General features: G+C 71.1%; 15 protein-coding genes. 7 read left to right on the top strand and 8 right to left on the bottom strand.

Annotated elements, in window-relative coordinates; all coding sequences use genetic code 11:
- Positions 1-48 precede the first annotated feature (48 nt).
- From EV567_RS04415 to EV567_RS04395, 5 genes are all read left to right on the top strand, one after another.
- Complete coding sequence (locus tag EV567_RS04415; RefSeq protein ID WP_130437236.1) at positions 49-741, top strand: hypothetical protein; 693 nt, start codon at positions 49-51, stop codon at positions 739-741.
- A 69-nt stretch (positions 742-810) separates the two neighbouring features.
- Entirely contained in the window at positions 811-1,635 is an 825-nt protein-coding gene (locus EV567_RS04410) for a thioredoxin domain-containing protein (protein ID WP_130437235.1), read from the top strand.
- Positions 1,636-1,956: 321 nt separating this feature from the next.
- A complete protein-coding gene (locus EV567_RS04405; protein ID WP_130437234.1) occupies positions 1,957-2,301 on the top strand; it encodes a hypothetical protein in 345 nt (114 codons plus the stop codon).
- A gap of 400 nt (positions 2,302-2,701) precedes the next feature.
- Positions 2,702-3,046 (top strand): hypothetical protein, encoded by a 345-nt coding sequence (locus EV567_RS04400; RefSeq protein WP_130437233.1) that lies wholly within the window; start codon positions 2,702-2,704, stop codon positions 3,044-3,046.
- A 283-nt stretch (positions 3,047-3,329) separates the two neighbouring features.
- A complete protein-coding gene (locus tag EV567_RS04395) occupies positions 3,330-5,000 on the top strand; it encodes an alkaline phosphatase (protein ID WP_130437232.1) in 1,671 nt (556 codons plus the stop codon).
- Positions 5,001-5,016: 16 nt separating this feature from the next.
- Here the strand turns inward: EV567_RS04395 and EV567_RS04390 are convergent, their stop codons facing one another.
- Positions 5,017-5,586, bottom strand: coding sequence for a dienelactone hydrolase family protein (locus EV567_RS04390; RefSeq protein WP_130437231.1), 570 nt, complete (start codon positions 5,584-5,586; stop codon positions 5,017-5,019).
- Between the two features lie 122 nt (positions 5,587-5,708).
- Between EV567_RS04390 and EV567_RS04385 the strand changes: the two genes are divergently transcribed.
- On the top strand, positions 5,709-6,845 hold the full coding sequence (locus tag EV567_RS04385; RefSeq protein WP_130437230.1) for a mechanosensitive ion channel family protein: 1,137 nt from the start codon (positions 5,709-5,711) through the stop codon (positions 6,843-6,845).
- Between the two features lie 33 nt (positions 6,846-6,878).
- Here the strand turns inward: EV567_RS04385 and EV567_RS04380 are convergent, their stop codons facing one another.
- The 6 genes from EV567_RS04380 to EV567_RS04355 all read right to left on the bottom strand — a co-directional run bounded on the left by EV567_RS04380 (position 6,879) and on the right by EV567_RS04355 (position 12,602).
- On the bottom strand, positions 6,879-7,619 hold the full coding sequence (locus tag EV567_RS04380) for an SDR family NAD(P)-dependent oxidoreductase (RefSeq protein ID WP_130437229.1): 741 nt from the start codon (positions 7,617-7,619) through the stop codon (positions 6,879-6,881).
- Between the two features lie 96 nt (positions 7,620-7,715).
- The gene (locus EV567_RS04375; protein ID WP_130437228.1) at positions 7,716-9,302 is read right to left on the bottom strand and encodes a Na+/H+ antiporter; all 1,587 of its coding nucleotides are present in this window, start codon (positions 9,300-9,302) and stop codon (positions 7,716-7,718) included.
- 113 nt (positions 9,303-9,415) lie between these two features.
- Entirely contained in the window at positions 9,416-9,892 is a 477-nt protein-coding gene (locus EV567_RS04370) for a GNAT family N-acetyltransferase (protein WP_130437227.1), read from the bottom strand.
- Positions 9,889-10,833 (bottom strand): RluA family pseudouridine synthase, encoded by a 945-nt coding sequence (locus tag EV567_RS04365; RefSeq protein ID WP_130437226.1) that lies wholly within the window; start codon positions 10,831-10,833, stop codon positions 9,889-9,891. Before EV567_RS04365 ends, EV567_RS04370 begins: the two co-directional genes overlap by 4 nt.
- Positions 10,834-10,948: 115 nt before the next feature.
- Positions 10,949-11,596 carry a signal peptidase II gene (gene lspA, locus EV567_RS04360; protein ID WP_130437225.1) on the bottom strand — a complete coding sequence of 216 codons (648 nt, stop codon included), beginning with the start codon at positions 11,594-11,596 and terminating at the stop codon, positions 10,949-10,951.
- 67 nt (positions 11,597-11,663) lie between these two features.
- A complete protein-coding gene (locus EV567_RS04355) occupies positions 11,664-12,602 on the bottom strand; it encodes a TraR/DksA family transcriptional regulator (RefSeq protein ID WP_407071561.1) in 939 nt (312 codons plus the stop codon).
- A 927-nt stretch (positions 12,603-13,529) separates the two neighbouring features.
- Between EV567_RS04355 and ileS the strand changes: the two genes are divergently transcribed.
- Positions 13,530-16,673 (top strand): isoleucine--tRNA ligase, encoded by a 3,144-nt coding sequence (gene ileS / locus EV567_RS04345; RefSeq protein ID WP_130437223.1) that lies wholly within the window; start codon positions 13,530-13,532, stop codon positions 16,671-16,673.
- A 183-nt stretch (positions 16,674-16,856) separates the two neighbouring features.
- Here ileS and EV567_RS04340 read toward each other — a convergent pair whose 3' ends face one another.
- Positions 16,857-18,041, bottom strand: a complete 1,185-nt coding sequence (locus EV567_RS04340) for a DivIVA domain-containing protein (RefSeq protein ID WP_130437222.1) — start codon at positions 18,039-18,041, stop codon at positions 16,857-16,859.
- Between the last annotated feature and the right edge of the window lie 44 nt (positions 18,042-18,085).

The following is an 18,085-nucleotide window of genomic DNA, read 5'->3' as shown; positions in this document are numbered from 1 at the left end:
ACCCTTTAGCGGTCCCTTACCGCACCGCGTGACACACTTTCCAGCGCCATGGACATATCCGGGACCCGACTCAGAGCCGTACGCGCGGCGCTGTTCACGGCCTTCGTCGTGACGCTCAGCACCGCGTCGCACGTCCTGCTGTCCCGGGCCCCGCTGCCGCTCAACACGGTGGCCGCCGTCGCGGCCGCCGTGTTCTGCCTGGCCTACGCCCTCGCCGGCCGCGAGCGCGGCTTCGGGCGGATCGCCGCACTGCTGATCCCGCTGGAGCTGGCGGCCGACACGGTGTTCACCACCGGCCAGCACGTCTGCTACGGCCGGGCGGGCGGCCCCGTCGCCGGCCCGCTGGCCTCGGTCGGCTGGGACGTGCTGTGCGGCGACGGCACCCGCGTCGGCGCACCGCTGGCCCAGGTCGCCGGCGCCGCCCCCGACAGGCTGGGCGGGGTGCTCGCGCACGCCGACCCGGCCACCGCATGGCTGCTCCTCGGCGCCCATGTCGTCGTCGGTTCCGTCGCCGCCGCGTATCTGCGCCGGGGCGAGCGGGCGCTGGCCCAGTTGCTGCGGGCGGCCGCCGTGACGACGTTCCGGCCGCTGCTGCTGGCCGTCTCCGCCGTGACCGTACGACGTGCCCCGGCGGCCCGCCGCCTGCCGCGGCCCGCGCACCGTGCGGCCACCGCCCGCGAGCGGATCCTCGTGCACTCCCTGGGACGCCGCGGCCCACCGCGCCGGGCCGCCCTCGTCTGAGCACGACCACGTCCCCCTACACGTATTCCGCGCACCCGTGTCGTGCGCGTCCCACAGGAGAACACCCACATGAGCAAGCGGAACACCCAGGCGGCGAAGACGGCGGCGCGGGAGCGGCTGCGCGTCGAACGCGAGCGCGAGGCCAAGCGGGCCAAGGTCAAGCGGCAGGTCATCGTGGCCCTCTCGGCCGTCGGCGTGCTGGCGCTGGCCGGCGGCATAGGTTACGCCGTCGTCCAGGCCAACAAGCCCAGCGGCTGGGACGCGGTGAAAAAGCAGAAGCTGGTCAAGCCGGCCAACAGCACGGGCACGGACGGTACGACCGTCGTCATCGGAAAGAGCACCGCGAAGAAGACCCTCGTGGTGTACGAGGACCCGCGCTGCCCGGTCTGCGCCCAGTTCGAGCAGACGGTCGGCCCGGCGGTCAAGAAGGATCTCGACGCCGGCAAGTTCAAAATTCAGTTCGTCGGCGCCACGTTCATCGACGACAACGTCCCGGGCGAGGGCTCAAAGAGCGCGCTGAGCGCACTGGGCGCGGCCCTGAACGTCAGCCCCGAGGCCTTCCTCGAGTACAAAACCGCTCTCTACTCGGCGAAGTACCACCCGGAAGAGCAGGACGACAAGTTCAAGAGCGACGACTACCTGATCGAGGTGGCGAACACGGTGAGCGCGCTCAAGAACAACACGGAATTCCAGAATGCCGTGAAGAAGGGGACCTACGACAAGTGGGCCCTCGTGATGGGCGGCAAGTTCGACACGGACAGGGAGAAGTACGGTTTCCGGGGGACTCCGACGCTCCTCATGGACGGCAAGATTCTCACCGGCAGCGACGGCAAGAGCGCCCCCATGTCGGTCACCGACTTCGATACCGCAATACAGAAGGCTCTCAACTCCTAGTTCCGCACTCCACGGAAATGGGAAGGGTCCCGGGCCGACTTCAGGCCCGGGACCCTTCCCATTCGACTTACGACTCGCCCGACTACAGACACACCCTCACCCGATGTGTCCGCTATTGGGGGTGCGAGCCGATTCGCACCACGGCATGCATTCCATCCGCGTTGTGATCACAGACGGCGAGCTTGTCACCGTTCGCGAAATCGCGTCGCGCCGGGGAACGTTTCGGCCAGATGTTTTCCGGAAACCATGTGGTGAGCACCCTGGGCTGCCGGTTGAATCAAGGTTCGCAAGATGACCTTGGTAAGAAAACGAGGGGTGCACATGAGATTCCACAAGAAGCTGGCGGCGACCCTGGGAGCGACCGCGCTGACCCTGAGCGGCATCGCGCTGAACGTGGCGACCGCGGGCCCGGCGGCTGCCGCAGCCTGCGACCACGTCTCGGCGACCAACAAGTCCAACGCGATTGTCGTGGTCGTGGGCGGGGCCAAGGCGTACAAGGAGCCCGCGGCGGAGTGCCAGGCGGTGGCCAGCATGGTTCCGGGCGTCGACCTGGACGCCTGGTGCTTCACCGTCAACCAGTACGGCAACCAGTGGATCCGCGTCGACCGGGGATGGATCTACAGCGGGCACATTGCCGTCAAGTCGGGCACCGTGAAGCACTGCTGACCGGCGTCGGAATCGGCTGACATCCCGCCGGTTCCGCTATCGATCGAATCGCCTCCTCGGAATTCCTTCAATGGGCCCGAGGGTCGCTCCGTTCGGGAAGTGTCCCGGGCCGATTCCAGGCCGGGACACTTCCCGTTCGGCTACGACTCAAAGGTCCGAAACACATCCCGCCGTGTCACCCGATGTGTCCGTTATCAGGGGTGCGAGCCGATTCACCCCGCTGTACGCCTTACATCCGCGTTGTGATCACAGACGGCGAGCTTGTCACCGTTCGCGAAATCGCGTCGCGCCGGGGAACATTTCGGCCAGATGTTTTCCGGAAACCATGTGGTGAGCACCCTGGGCTACCGGTTGAATCAAGGTTCGCAAGATGACCTTGGTAAGAAAACGAGGGGTGCACATGCGATTCCACAAGAAGCTGACGGCGGCACTGGGAGCGACCGCGCTGGCCATGAGCGGCATCGCGCTGAACGTGGCGACCGCGGGCCCGGCGGCTGCCGCCGCTTGCGATCACGTGTCGGCGAGCAATAAGTCCAATGGGATTGTTGTTGTCGTGGGCGGCGCGAAGGCCTACAAGGAGCCTGCGGCGGAGTGCCAGGCGGTGGCCAGCATGGCTCCGGGTCGCGACCTGAATGCCTGGTGTTACACCATCAACCAGTACGGCAACCAGTGGACTCGCGTCGACGAGGGATGGATCTACAACGGACACATCGCCCTCAAGTCGGGCACGGTGAAGCACTGCTGACCGGCGTCCGAATCGGCTGACATCCCGCCGGTTCCGCTATCGATCGAAACGCCCCCTCGGAATTCCTTCAACGGGCCCGAGGGGGCGCTCCGTCGCCATGGGGGGCCGAACGGCGAATGCGACCCGTGACGCAATTTCAGAAAGGCGGAAGCCGGCAGGGCCGGCCGCGCCGGCCCAGATCCCTGACCGTCGCCCCAGCACTCTCGGGAGCCCGAACCACACAAAGGGCACATTTGGAAGTTCACCCGCGCGCAGGACGTACCAATCAGTAACCTGATGCGCCGTGACCAGTCGATACAGAGCCTCCATATCGTCCGAGGGCGTCAGATCCCTCTCCCCGCGCCGCCGTACGGTCGTCAAGGCCGCGGCCGCCACCGCCGTGCTGGCCGGGCCCCTCGCCGCCGCGCTGCCCGCCCGGGCCGCCGCGCAGACCCCGGTCTTCCTGCACGGCGTCGCCTCCGGGGACCCGCTGCCCGACGGGATCCTGCTGTGGACGAGGGTGACGCCCACCGCCGAGGCGATACCCGGCTCCGGGCTCGGTCCGGACACCGAGGTGGAGTGGATCGTCGCCGAGGACAGGGCCCTCACGCGCATCGTGGCCAAGGGCACGGTGACCGCGACCGCCGCCTCCGACCACACCGTCAAGGCCGACGTGCGCGGCCTCGCCCCCGCCACCGACTACTGGTTCCGCTTCTCGGCCGGCGGGACCGACTCGCCGGCGGCGCGCACCCGCACCGCGCCGGCGGCCCAGGCCTCGGTGGCCAACCTGCGCTTCGGCGTGGTCTCCTGCGCCAACTGGGAGGCCGGCTACTTCTCCGCCTACCGCCACCTCGCCGCCCGCGGCGACCTCGACGCCTGGCTGCACCTCGGCGACTACATCTACGAGTACGGCACCGGCCAGTACTGCGCGCGCGGCACCGTCGTACGGCCCCACGCGCCCACGCACGAGATCCTCACCCTCGCCGACTACCGCATCCGGCACGCCCGGTACAAGACCGACCCCGACCTGCAGGCCCTGCACGCCAAGGCGCCGGTCATCGCCATCTGGGACGACCACGAGATCGCAAACGACACCTGGTCGGGCGGCGCGGAGAACCACACCGAGGGCGCGGAGGGCAGCTGGACGAGCCGTCAGGCGGCCGCCAAGCAGGCCTACTTCGAGTGGATGCCGGTCCGCCCCGCGCTCGCCGGCACCACCTACCGCCGGCTGCGCTTCGGCAAACTCGCCGACCTCTCCCTGCTGGACCTGCGCTCCTTCCGCTCCCAGCAGGTCAAGTTCGGTGACGGCGACGTCGACGACCCGGAGCGCACCCTCACCGGCCGGGCCCAGCTCGACTGGCTCAAGGCGGGGCTGACGGCGTCCGACACCACCTGGCGGCTCGTCGGCAACTCCGTGATGATCTCGCCGCTGGCCCTCGGCGCGCTCCCCGCGTCCCTGCTCAAGCCGCTCGCCAAGCTGCTCGGCCTGCCCCAGGAGGGCCTGGCTCTCAACACCGACCAGTGGGACGGCTACACCGACGACCGCCGCGAAGTCCTCGCCCATCTGCGGTCCAACGCCATCCGCAACACCGTCTTCCTCACCGGCGACATCCACATGGCCTGGGCCAACGACGTGCCGGTGAACGCCGGGACCTACCCGCTGTCCGCCTCGGCCGCCACCGAGTTCGTGGTCACGTCGGTGACCTCCGACAACCTCGACGACATCGCCAAGGTCCCCGAGGGCACCGTCGCCGCGGTCGCCGCGCCGCTGGTCCAGGCCACCAACCGCCACGTCCACTGGGTGGACACCGACCGGCACGGCTACGGCGTGCTGGACATCACCGCCGAGCGCGCGCAGATGGACTACTACGTTCTGTCCGACCGCACCCGGGCCGACGCGACCTCCGCGTGGTCCCGCTCGTACCGCACGCGCAGCGGCACGCAGAAGGTGGAGCGGACGTACGACCCCGTGTGACGGCCGGTCACGGCCGCTACAGCGTGTCGAGGAAGCCGAGCGCCACCCGCCAGGTGGCCTCGGCGGCCTCCGCGTCGTAGTCGGGGAGGTCGGGGTCGGTGTAGAGGTGGCCGGCCCCCGCGTACCGGTAGACCTCCACGTCGGCGCCCGCGCGGCCCATCTGCAGGTACCAGGCGCTCAGCCAGTCGTCCGGCTCGAACGGGTCCGGCTCCGCCACATGCAGCTGCACCGGCAGCTCGTCCACCGAGGCGTTCGGCGCGAGGTCGGAGGTGCCGTGCAGGAGCAGCAGGCCGCGCGCCTTGGCGTCACCGAGGGCGAGGGTCTGCGCGACGGACGCGCCGAGCGAGAACCCGGCGTAGACCAGGCCCCGGTCGGAGTAGGGCGCGGCGGCCAGGACCGCTCTCCTCAGCAGCTCGTCCTTGCCGATGCCCTCGTTGTGGGCCATGCCCTCCTCGACCGTGTCGAACGTCCGCCCGTCGAACAGGTCCGGGGTCCACACCTCGTGCCCGGCGGCACGCAGCCGGTCCGCCGCCGCACGCACCGCGGGGCGCAGTCCATAGGTCGAATGGAAGAGCATGATGTTCATGAGGCCATGGTGCCAGTCGCCGCTGACAACGCCTCCTGAGCCGTCCCTCGCAGCACGGCACGTGGGACTCTTCACAAAAGGCCCATGTTCAAGGTCCCTCCGAGCCGGTTACGCGCCAAGGCATGGAGAACCTGCTCCGCCCCGTGATCGTGGTCGGTGGTGCGGTCCTGCTGACGCTGTTCATCGGCTGGGCCACCGACCGACTGTTGTCCAAAGCCGACCACCGGCATCCGGAGACTCCCTTGTGGGGTCTGCTGCGCCGTGGCCGGATCCCGTACCAGCTCGTGCTGTGCGCGGCGTTGTTGAGAGGGTCGTACGACGAGGCACGTCTGCTCCAGGAGCACCAGGACGCGGTCGGCCGGACGCTGACGCTGACGCTGATCGGCGCGGCCGCCTGGCTGGTGATCCGGATCGCCGGCGCCGTCGTCGAGACCTCGTACAGCCGCTACGCGCGCATGCACCGCGACGCGGCCCGGGTGCGTCGGGTGCGCACCCAGGTGTCGCTGATCATGCGGGTGGTGTCCGCCGTCGTCGGCGTGGTGGCCGCGGCGGCGATGCTGCTGACGTTCCCGGCGTTCCGCGCCGCGGGCGCCTCGCTGCTGGCCTCGGCCGGAATCCTCGGCATCGTCGCCGGTGTCGCCGCGCAGTCCACGCTGAGCAACCTGTTCGCCGGGCTGCAGATCGCCTTCGGCGACATGGTGCGCATCGGCGACACGGTGGTCGTGGACGGCGAGTGGGGCACGGTCGAGGAGATCACCCTGACCTTCCTGACCGTGCGGACCTGGGACGAGCGCCGGATCACCATGCCGGTGTCGTACTTCACGTCCAATCCGTTCGAGAACTGGTCGCGCGGCACACCGCAGATGACGGGCATCGTCTACTGGCACGTCGACCACTCGGCCCCGCTCGACGCGATGCGCGAGAAGCTCCGAGACATCCTGCGGGAGTCGCCGGCCTGGGACGGCCGCGCCTACGGCCTGGACGTCACCGACACCACCCCGAACACCATGCAGGTCAGGGCTCTGGTGACGGCGAAGGACTCGGACGACATCTGGACGATCCGCGTCACCGTCCGCGAGCGGATGATCCGCTGGCTGACCGAGGAGCACCCCTACGCGCTGCCCCGTGTCAACACCGCGGACGCCCCGCTGCCGCCCGACGCCTCGCACGGCGAGGCGTCGCACGACGGTGCGCCGGGCCTCGACAAGACGCCCCCGCGTCAGCGGCGCGCCCACGAACCGTCGGGGGCGGACCGCTGAACCCGGGGAGTCCTCAGAGGCCTTGAAGGGCCCTCAGTGTCCGCGCTCTGCACCGCCGTTGACCTGCACGATCTGCGAAGTGACGTGTCCGGCGCCCGGGGAGGCCAGCCAGTGCAGTGTGGCGGCCACGTCCCCGGGCGTCGCGGCGCGTCCGTTCAGTGTCTGGGCGACGAGCCGCTCCCGCCGCTCTTCGTCCATGGACCCGCCGAAGAACTCGGTGTCCTCGACGTACCCGGGCGCGACGACGTTCACGGTGACGCCCTCCGGTCCGAGCCGGCGGGCGAGATCGTGCGCGTACGGATGCAGCGCGGCCTTGGCGCCGCCGTACGCTCCGCTGCCTGAGCCCCGGTAGGCGGCGATCGAGCCGACGAACAGCACCCGCCCGCCCGGCCGGGCCAGCCGGTCCGTCAGCGCCTCCGTGAGCAGGGCCGCGGTGAGGGTGTTGAGCCGGAAGTTGACGCTCCATTCGTACGCGACCCGGTCGAGGGGGTCGTCGCTGTCGGGCTGCGGTTCCAGTTGCCCGGTCCCGCCGGCCCCGTGGACGAGCACGTCCACCGTGCCGAGGGTCTCCTCGACGAACAGCGCCACCTGCCGCACCTCGTCGGGCTCGGCGAGGTCCGCGGCGTAGGTGAGCGCTCCGTCCACCCCGGCCTTCTCCAGCACCTCCCGGCGCCGCCCGAGCAGCAGCACCCGGTCCCCGTCGGCGGCGAACCTCCGCGCCGCCGCGAGCCCGATCCCCGTACCTCCACCACTGATCACAATGTTGCGTGCCATGTCCCCGACCATAAGGCCGCCCCCGGCCCCTTCCGGGCCGGTTCACAACCCCGCCACGAAGAACGAACCCGCCGGTCACTTCCCGCGGGACGGAGGTCACTTCAGACTGCGCACGTCGAGATGCCGGAGCACGCGGTCCACGATCTCGGGGTCCGCCCCCGGCTCACTGCGCGCGGCGACCACCTCGTGCCGGGCGGCGCTGAGCATCTCCCCCTGGATCCGGCGCACCCGCTTCAGCCGCCGCACCCGGTGCTCGTGCCCCTCGCGCCGCTCGTCCTCCCCCACGTCCGGACTGATCCGCAGTCCGATGTCGAAGGCCCGCCGGACCATCTGCTCCGACAGCTCCTCCGGCAGTTCCTCCTCCGCCTCGATCTCGCGCAGCCTGCGCTTCGCCGCCTTCGCCGCGCGCACCGCGAGCTGCTTCTCGAACTCCTTCTCCCGGCCCGTGTCGGCCTGCACCCCGAGCCGCCGCACCAGCCACGGCAGCGTCAGTCCCTGGAGCACCAGCGTCCCCATGATCACCCCGAACGCGATGAACACGATCTCGTCGCGTTTGGGGAAGCCCGCCCCCGCATCCGTCTCCAGGGGGATGGCGAGCGCCAGCGCCACCGAGGCCACCCCCCGCATCCCGGCCCACCACATGACGACGGTCTCCCGCCAGGTCATCGGGATGTCCTCGTCGTAGTCCCGCTTGGCGTGCATCCGCTGGGTGACCCAGGTGGCCGGCAGAAGCCACAGCAGCCGGACGAGCACGACGACGACCAGCACGGCCGCCGCCCACCCCAGCATCTCGCCCCACCGCCCGGACGCGGTGCGGATGGCGTTGTGCAGCTCCAGTCCGATCAGCCCGAAGGCGACACCGGTGACCAGGGTGTCGACGATGTCCCAGAAGGTGTGCCCGGCCAGCCGGGTCATCACGTCGTCGGGATCGGTGGCGTACTCGGCGAGGAACAGCGCGGTGGTGAGCACCGCGAGCACCCCGGAGCCGTGGAACTCCTCCGCCATCACGTAGGAGGCGTAGGGCACGAGGAGCGTCAGCCCGATCTGCAGGGTGGCGTCCCCGAGGAGGTCCATCAGCTTGTTCGCGCCCCACCCGAGTGCGACGCCCACGGCCACCGCCACCACGGCGGACAGCACCAGGTCCAGCCCCGCCTTCCACGGCGAGAAGGTCCCGCTGACGACGGCCGCGATCGCCACGTGGTACAGCACGATGGCCGTGACGTCGTTGAAGAGCCCCTCGCCCTCCAGGATGGACACCAGCCGGCGCGGCAGCCCGAGCTGTCCGGCCACGGCGGTGGCGGCGACCGGGTCGGGCGGCGCGACCAGCGCCCCGAGGGCGAAGGCGGCGGCGAGCGGCAGCCCCGGCACGACCGCGTGGGCCACGGTGGCGACACACGCCATCGTGACGAAGACCAGCGCGACGGCGAGCAGGAAGATCGGCCGTTTGTTCGCCGTGAACTGCCGCCAGGAGGTCCGCCGCACGGCCGCGTAGAGCAGGGGCGGCAGCAGCAGCGGCAGGATCAGACCGGGCGGGACGTTGACGTTGGGCACGAAGTCGAGCACCGCGAGGACGATCCCGAGCAACGTCATCAGGACCGGCGCGGGCAGCCCCCACCGGTCTCCGAGCGGGACGCTCACCACGGCCCCGAGCAGAAGGACGAACAGCAGGGCCAGCTGGTCCACGGTCAGGCTCCGGCGGTCTAGAAGATCACGAACAACCAGGGCTCCAGCCTGTCACGCTCGCCCCGCTTGTCACCGCCTTGCCCGTTTCCACGCCGCGACACCCGTGTCGGTGGTTACAACGCCCGTCGCATCGCCCGGTGCGGTATCCCCGCGTCCGGGAACTCCGGGCCGTACGCCCGGTAGCCCAGCCGCTCGTAGAACCCCAGCGCGTGCGTCTGCGCGTGCAGGTCCACCGCGGTCAGCCCGCGTGCGCGAGCCGCCTCCTCGATGCCCCGCACCAGCGCGGCGCCGACGCCGAGCCCGCGTGCCTCCCGGGAGACGGCGAGCCGCCCCAGCGAGCCCACCGAGGGGCCGCCGCCGGCGGTCTTCGCCGCGGCCGCCTCCCCGTGCAGCAGCCGCCCGGTCCCCAGCGGCACGCCGTCCTCGCGGACGGCCAGCACATGCACCGCGCCGGCGTCGTGGGCGTCGTACTCGATGTCCTCGGGGACGCCCTGCTCGCCGACGAAGACCTCCTTGCGCAGCGCGAAGCACGCCTGCCGGTCGGCGGGGTCCTCGGCGACGCGCACCGAGTACGCGGGCGGGCCGCTCATCCGTAGGTCTCCTCGCGGACCTGGTCGAGGGCCTGCTGAAGGTCGTCGGGGTAGCCGCAGGAGAACTCGGCCCACCGGCCGTCACCGGGGTGCTCGAACCCCAGCCGCACCGCGTGCAGCCACTGCCGGGTCAGCCGCAGCCGCTTGGCGAGCGTCGGGTCGGCGCCGTACGTCAGGTCGCCCACGCACGGGTGGCGGTGGGCGGACATGTGGACGCGGATCTGGTGCGTGCGGCCCGTCTCCAGCTTCACGTCCAGCAGGGAGGCCGCGCGGAAGGCCTCGATGAGGTCGTAGTGGGTGACGGACGGCTTGCCGTCGGCGGTGACCGCCCACTTGTAGTCGTGGTTGGGGTGCCGGCCGATGGGCGCGTCGATGGTGCCGCTGGTCGGGTCGGGGTGGCCCTGGACCAGCGTGTGGTACCGCTTGTCGACCGTGCGCTCCTTGAACTGGCGCTTCAGCGACGTGTACGCGTACTCCGACTTGGCGACCACCATCAGGCCGGACGTGCCCACGTCGAGGCGGTGCACGATGCCCTGGCGCTCGGCGGCGCCCGAGGTGGAGATGCGGTACCCGGCGGCGGCGAGCCCGCCGATGACGGTCGGCCCGGTCCAGCCCGGCGACGGGTGCGCGGCCACGCCCACCGGCTTGACGATCACGACCACGTCGTCGTCGTCATGGACGATCTCCATGCCCTCGACCGGCTCGGCGACGACCTGCACCGGCGCGGGCGCCTGGGGCATCTCGACCTCCAGCCAGGCGCCGCCGTGCACCCGCTCGGACTTCCCGACCACCGACCCGTCGACCGTGACCTTCCCCGCGGCGGCGAGCTCGGCCGCCTTGGTGCGGGAGAAGCCGAACATGCGGGAGATGGCGGCGTCGACGCGCTCGCCCTCCAGGCCGTCGGGCACGGGCAGGGTACGGATATCGGGAAGCGTGCTCACCCGTCGAGTATGCCGGACGGGCGCGACCGCCCCGCACGGGCCTGTGGACGACCCCGCGCCCGTGGACGACCCGATGGCCGGGACGGCTCACCACGCGCTCGTGTGCGAGGACCCCTCAGTCCTTGTGGACGGTGCCGTCCGGGTCGAGGCCCTTGAACGACAGCAGCACGATCAGGATGCCGCCGCACACGATCGCCGAGTCGGCGAGGTTGAAGACCGCGAAGTGCTTCGGGGCGATGAAGTCCACCACCGCGCCCTCGAAGACGCCCGGCGCGCGGAAGATCCGGTCGGTGAGGTTGCCGAGCGCGCCGCCGAGCAGCAGGCCGAGCGCGATCGCCCAGGGCAGGCTGTACAGCTTGCGGGCGAGCCGGGCGATCACCACGATGACCGCCGCCGCGATCACCGTGAAGATCACGGTGAAGGCCTCGCCGAAGCCGAAGGCGGCGCCCGCGTTGCGGATCGCCTCGAAGCGCAGCCAGTCCCCGATGATCTCGATCGGCTCGTGGTGCTCCAGCTTGGCGACGACGATCATCTTGCTGATCAGGTCGAGGGCGTACGCGAACGCGGCGACCCCGAACAGCACGGCGATCCGGCGCCTGCCGCGGGACCGCCCGGCGGAGTCCTCGCCCGCCCCCTCCGCGCCGGACGCCTCGCCCGGAACCGGCGTTCCGGCGCCCCCGACGCCCGCGTCGGGCCGCTCCGGCTCGCCCCCCGCCGCTTCCGGGGTGCCCGGCGTACCGATGATGCGCTCCGCCTCTGCCACGTGAGTCCCTCAACCTAGGTACCTGACTGAGGACGAGGGTACGGCACGCCCCCGGGCAGACAGGCGATCAGTATCGACGCTCCTGCTTCTGCTTGCACTCCACGCACAGCGTGGCCCGCGGGAAGGCCTGCATCCTGGCCTTGCCGATGGGCTTTCCGCAGTTCTCGCACAGGCCGTAGGTGCCGGCGTCCAGCCGCTCCAGGGCGTGCTCGGTCTGGATCATCATCTCGCGCGCGTTGGCGGCGAGCGCCAGTTCGTGCTCGCGCGTGATGTTCTTGGTGCCGGTGTCCGCCTGGTCGTCGCCGGCGCCGTCCCCGGAGTCCCGCATGAGACCCGCGAGGGCCGCCTCGGAGGAGACGAGTTCCGTGCGCAGCCGGTCGAACTCGGACTGCAGTTCGGCGCGGGCCTCCTCGACCTCTTCGGGGGTCCACGGCTCCTCACCGGGGCGTACCGCCAGGTCGCCGGCCTCGGCCGCGGCGGGCCGTGCCTTGGGGACGGCGTTCTTCGCCGCCGTGGCCGTGCCAGGAGTCTTCTTCGCAACCACTGTCGTGGCTCCCGTCTGCTCCGCGGCCGAGGCCGCGCCCGCCTTGTTGGCCCTGCTCTTCCTGACGGCGCCCTGCTTGCCGTCCCCCTCCGCGACGGCGCCGCCGTCACCACCGCGCCCCGGTCCCCCACGGCTCCCGGCACGACGGCCGGCGGCGGTGCGGGGCGCGCTCTCCGCGCGCGCGGCGTTCCCGGTCGCGGCCTCTGCCCCGGCGGGGGAGGCCTCCGCCCGCGTCGCCTTCTGCGCCTTCCGGGCACTCGCCTTCACAGCCGCTTTCCCGGCGACCGCCGTCTCCTCGGCGGCCACCGCCTTCTTCGCGGCCGCCGTCTTCCTCGCCACCGGCGTCCGCTTCGCGGCCGCCTTCTTCTGCGCGTCCGGCGTCGCCGTCACGGTCGTCTCCGCGGCCGTGTCCATGGCCGTCTCCACGCGGGCGGCCGGCCCCGCGCGCGTCTCTTTCTTCACCGCTGTCTTCCGCATCGCCCCCGAGGCCGTCGCCTTCTCGGCAGCCGCTCCACCGTCCGTCGCCCTGCCCTCCGCCGCTCCCCCGGCCGAGGTCCTGCCACCTGCCGTCGCCTTGCCCGGCCCCGCTGCCTTCTTCCCCCGAGCAGAGCCCGCTACCCCCGTCCCGCTCCTCCCCGCCCCCTCGGCCGCCTTGCCGCCCCCGGTCGCCTTCCTCGCCCCCTTGCCGGCGCGCGCGGCACCGCCACCTCGCGCGTCGTTTCCGGCCGCACCGCCAGAGGCGTCCCCGGACGCCGACTGCCGTACGGCGGTCTTCTTCGCCACCATGCCGCGGCCCCTTCACATATTGTGATCTTGCGCGCGAATCGTGCTGGGACGATAAATCGACTTGGGTCCCGCGGCAACGGGGCGCACCGCCCGATTCGCCCGCCTCGCGCACGCCGCGCGGCGAACCTGCATGCGTTGTGCCCAACTCCCCGCGAGGTAATCCGCCCAGTTCGCCGTCCCGGGACCCGAATCCGCACACCACCCCATTCGGGTCATACCGGACACGGTCCCGCGCCTCGTCCACAGTCCCGGAAAACCGGTCGGCCGCCGTCCGCGGCGCGCCGTACACTGGGCGGAGCGAAAAGCGTGGATGGGGACGAGTAGCGGCGTACGCAGCCCAGAGCGACCCGGGGACGGTGGAAGCCCGGGGGCGAGCGCGACGTGAACATCACCCCGGAGCCGCCGGAAGAAAGCCACGGGCGACAGCCGCAGGCGAGTAGAACCGGCATCGCGACCCCAATGAGGGGGCTCGTCGGCGTGCAGGACGCACCGGGGAGCCAAGGAGGGTGGTACCGCGGGAGCGCGCCGCACACGGCGTAGACAGGCAAGAAGGCTCTCGTCCCTCCGACGGAAGGCAGTACGTCCGCCGGAGGAAGCTCGCCGATGACAACGCCGCAGTACCGCCAGGTGCCCGCCCAGGTCGACCTGCCCGCCCTCGAGCACGCCGTGCTCGACTTCTGGCGCGAGCAGAAGATCTTCGCCAAGAGCCTGGAGCAGTCCGAGGGCCGCCCCGAGTGGGTGTTCTACGAGGGCCCGCCCACCGCCAACGGCATGCCGGGCGCCCACCACATCGAGGCCCGCGTCTTCAAGGACGTCTTCCCCCGCTTCCGCACCATGCGCGGCTACCACGTGGCCCGCAAGGCCGGCTGGGACTGCCACGGCCTCCCGGTGGAACTGGCGGTCGAGAAGGAACTCGGCTTCAGCGGCAAGAAGGACATCGAGGCGTACGGCATCGCCGACTTCAACGCGAAGTGCCGTGAGTCCGTGCTCCGCCACACCGACGCCTTCGCCGAGCTGACGACCCGCATGGGCTACTGGGTCGACCTCGACGACGCGTACGTCACGATGGACCCCGAGTACATCGAGTCGGTCTGGTGGTCGCTGAAGGAGATCTTCGGCAAGGGCCTGCTGGTCCAGGACCACCGCGTCGCCCCCTGGTGTCCGCGCTGCGGCACCGGCCTGTCCGACCACGAGCTGGCGCAGGGCTACGAGACGGTCGTCGACCCGTCCGTGTACGTCCGTTTCCCGCTCACCTCCGGTCCGCTCGCCGGCGAGGCCGCCCTCCTGGTGTGGACGACGACCCCCTGGACGCTGGTCTCCAACACGGCCGTGGCCGCGCACCCCGAGGTCACCTACGTCGTGGCGACCGACGGCGAGGAGAAGCTCGTCGTCGCCGAGCCGCTGCTCGCCAAGGCGCTCGGCGAGGGCTGGGAGACCACCGGGCAGACCTTCACCGGCGCCGAAATGGAGCGCTGGACCTATCAACGTCCCTTCGAGCTGGTGGAGTTCCCGGCCGAGGCGCATTTCGTCGTCAACGCCGAGTACGTGACCACCGAGGACGGCACCGGTCTGGTCCACCAGTCCCCCGCCTTCGGTGAGGACGACCTCAAGGTCTGCCGCTCCTACGGCCTGCCGGTGGTCAACCCGGTCCTCCCCGACGGCACCTTCGCGCCGGACGTCCCCATGGTCGGCGGCGTCTTCTTCAAGAAGGCCGACGAACGGCTCACCGAGGACCTCCAGCAGCGCGGCCTGCTGTTCAAGCACATCCCGTACGAGCACAGCTACCCGCACTGCTGGCGCTGCCACACCGCGCTGCTCTACTACGCGCAGCCGTCCTGGTACATCCGCACCACCGCCGTCAAGGACCGTCTCCTCCAGGAGAACGAGAAGACCAACTGGTTCCCCGAGTCGGTCAAGCACGGCCGCTTCGGCGACTGGCTGAACAACAACATCGACTGGGCGCTGTCCCGCAGCCGCTACTGGGGCACCCCGCTGCCGATCTGGCGCTGCGAGGACGACCACCTCACCTGCGTCGGCTCGCGCGCGGAGCTCAGCGAGCTCACCGGCGCCGACCAGTCCGAGCTGGACCCGCACCGCCCGTTCATCGACGCGGTCACCTTCGGCTGCCCGCAGGAGGGCTGCGGGAAGACCGCCACGCGTGTGCCGGAGGTCATCGACGCCTGGTACGACTCGGGGTCCATGCCGTTCGCGCAGTGGGGCTACCCGTACAAGAACAAGGAGCTGTTCGAGAGCCGGTACCCGGCGCAGTTCATCTCCGAGGCCATCGACCAGACCCGCGGCTGGTTCTACACGCTGATGGCGGTCGGCACGCTGGTCTTCGACAAGTCCAGCTACGAGAACGTCGTCTGCCTCGGCCACATCCTCGCCGAGGACGGCCGCAAGATGTCCAAGCACCTGGGCAACATCCTGCAGCCGATCCCGCTCATGGACCAGCACGGTGCGGACGCGGTGCGCTGGTTCATGGCGGCCGGCGGCTCGCCCTGGGCGGCCCGCCGCGTGGGCCACGGCACGATCCAGGAGGTCGTCCGCAAGACGCTCCTGACGTACTGGAACACGGTCGCCTTCCAGGCCCTGTACGCGCGCACGTCCGGCTGGTCCCCCTCCGAGGCCGACCCGGCGCCCGCCGAGCGGCCCGTCCTCGACCGCTGGCTGCTGTCCGAACTCCACGCGCTCACCGACCAGGTGACGCAGTCCCTGGAGGCCTACGACACCCAGCGCGCCGGCAAGCTGCTCTCCGCGTTCGTCGACGACCTGTCCAACTGGTACGTGCGCCGCTCGCGCCGCCGCTTCTGGCAGGGCGACAAGTCCGCGCTGCGCACGCTGCACGAGGTCGTGGAGACGGTCACCAGGCTGATGGCCCCGCTGACCCCGTTCATCACCGAGCGGGTCTGGCAGGACCTCGTCGCGCCCGTCACGCCCGGCGCCCCGGAGTCGGTTCACCTGTCCTCCTGGCCGGAGGCGGACCTGTCCGCGATCGACCCGGAGCTGTCCCGGCAGATGGCGCTCATCCGCCGCCTGGTGGAGCTGGGCCGCGCCACGCGCGCGGAGTCGGGCGTCAAGACCCGCCAGCCGCTGCGCCGCGCCCTGATCGCCGCGGCCGGCTTCGACGCCCTCTCGCCCGAGCTGCGCTCGCAGATCACGGAGGAGCTGAACGTCGAGTCGCTCGCGTCGCTGTCCGAGGTGGGCGGCAGCCTGGTCGACACGACCGCCAAGGCCAACTTCCGTGCGCTGGGCAAGCGGTTCGGCAAGCGCGTCCAGGACGTCGCCAAGGCCGTCGCCGGCGCCGACGCGGCCGCGCTCTCCCTGGCGTTGCGCGAGGGCACCGCGTCGGTGGAGGTCGACGGCGAGACGATCACGCTCGGCCCGGACGAGGTGATCATCACGGAGACGCCGCGCGAGGGCTGGTCGGTGGCGTCCGACTCCGGTGCGACGGTCGCCCTCGACCTGGAGATCACCGAGGAGCTGCGGCGTGCGGGTCTCGCCCGTGACGCGATCCGTCTGATCCAGGAGAGCCGCAAGAACAGCGGTCTCGACGTCGCCGACCGCATCGCGCTCCGCTGGACCGCCACGGACCCGGCGACCGTCGAGGCCCTGAACGACCACGCCGGTCTGATCGCCGACGAGGTCCTCGCGACTGACTTCGCCCAGGGTGACGCCGACGACAGCTACGGCGCCCCGTTCAGCGACGAGGCCCTGACGCTGACGTTCCGCCTCCGCAAGGTGTGACGCTCGCGCCGAGCGGGTCAACGGCGGCTGCCCGGTTCCGGGCAGCCGCCGTTGCGCGTCCCCCTGCCGGTACCGATCACGTCGGTTCCCGTGCGCAATGCGCGTAAAAGGGCGGGGCCCCGGATCGGAATCCGGGGCCCCGCCCTTTGAACGCTGCCGACGCCTAAGGCGTACTACTGGCCGTCAGTTGTCGTCCTCGTCGATGAGGAAGCCGCGCATCGGCGAGGGAGCCTGCCCCATCGGGGAGGGACCCTGCGGTCGTACCGGCGCCATCGGCTGGGTCATGGCGGGAGACATCTGCTGCTGGCCGCCGTAGGACGGACCAGCGGGGCTCGGGCCGCCCATGCCCTGGTTGCCGCCGTAGGACGGGGCGCTGGCGCCGGCCGGAGCCATGGAAGGCGCCGGGGACGGCGGCAGGGAGGCCGTGGCCGGGGTGCGCGGCGGGGCGAGGGAGTCGTCGGCCTGCGTCTCCAACTGGCGCAGCTGGGACTCCAGGTACGACTTCAGGCGCGTACGGTACTCGCGCTCGAAGCCGCGCAGGTCCTCGACCTTGCGCTCCAGCGTGGCGCGAGCGGACTCCAGGGAGCCCATCGCGACGCGGTGCTTCTCCTGCGCGTCCCGCTCCAGGGCGTCGGCCTTGGCCCGGGCGTCACGCTCAAGACCCTCGGCGCGCGAACGCGCCTCGCCGACGATCTTGTTGGCTTCGGAACGGGCCTCCGCGATCGCCTGGTCGGCGGTCTGCTGGGCCAGCGAGAGGACTCGGGCGGCGCTGTCGCCACCGGGGCCTCCCTGACCGGGGCCGCCCATCGGACCGCCCATGGGGCCGCCCATCGGACCACCCATCTGCTGCTGCATGGGGGGCTGACCGCCCATCGGGCCCTGGCCCATGGGGCCTTGACCCATCGGACCCTGACCCATCGGGCCCTGGCCCATCGGACCCTGACCCTGGGGACCACCCTGACCGCCGCCGGGGCCGGCGGGCAGCTGCGGGGCACCGCTCGGCAGCTGGGGCGGACCACCCATGGGGCCACCCATCTGCTGCTGCGGCGGGCCCGATATGCCGGCGGGCACCGGAGCGCCGGGACCTCGCATGCCCTGCTGGGGCATGCCCTGCTGCTGTTGCGGCGGCATGCCCTGCTGCTGGCCGTCCTGCGGCTCCGGGGGCTTGCGCATGTTCTGCTGGTTCTGGGCAGCAGCGCGCGTGGCCGCGGCCAGCTTGGCGCGCAGGTCCTCGTTCTCGCGGAGCAGACGGGTCAGTTCGGCTTCGACCTCGTCGAGGAAGGCATCGACCTCGTCCTCGTCATAGCCTTCTCGGAGGCGGACGGTCGTGAACTGCTTGTTCCGCACGTCCTCGGGGGTCAACGGCATCTCTTCACCTCAACGTAGTCGTCGGCATTCGGCAAGACGGTAGT

The sequence above is a fragment of the Streptomyces sp. BK239 genome, from assembly GCF_004217285.1.
Taxonomy (GTDB): domain Bacteria; phylum Actinomycetota; class Actinomycetes; order Streptomycetales; family Streptomycetaceae; genus Streptomyces.
Note: the sequence above shows the minus strand (reverse complement) of the source record. Positions and strands in the feature narration are given on the sequence as shown.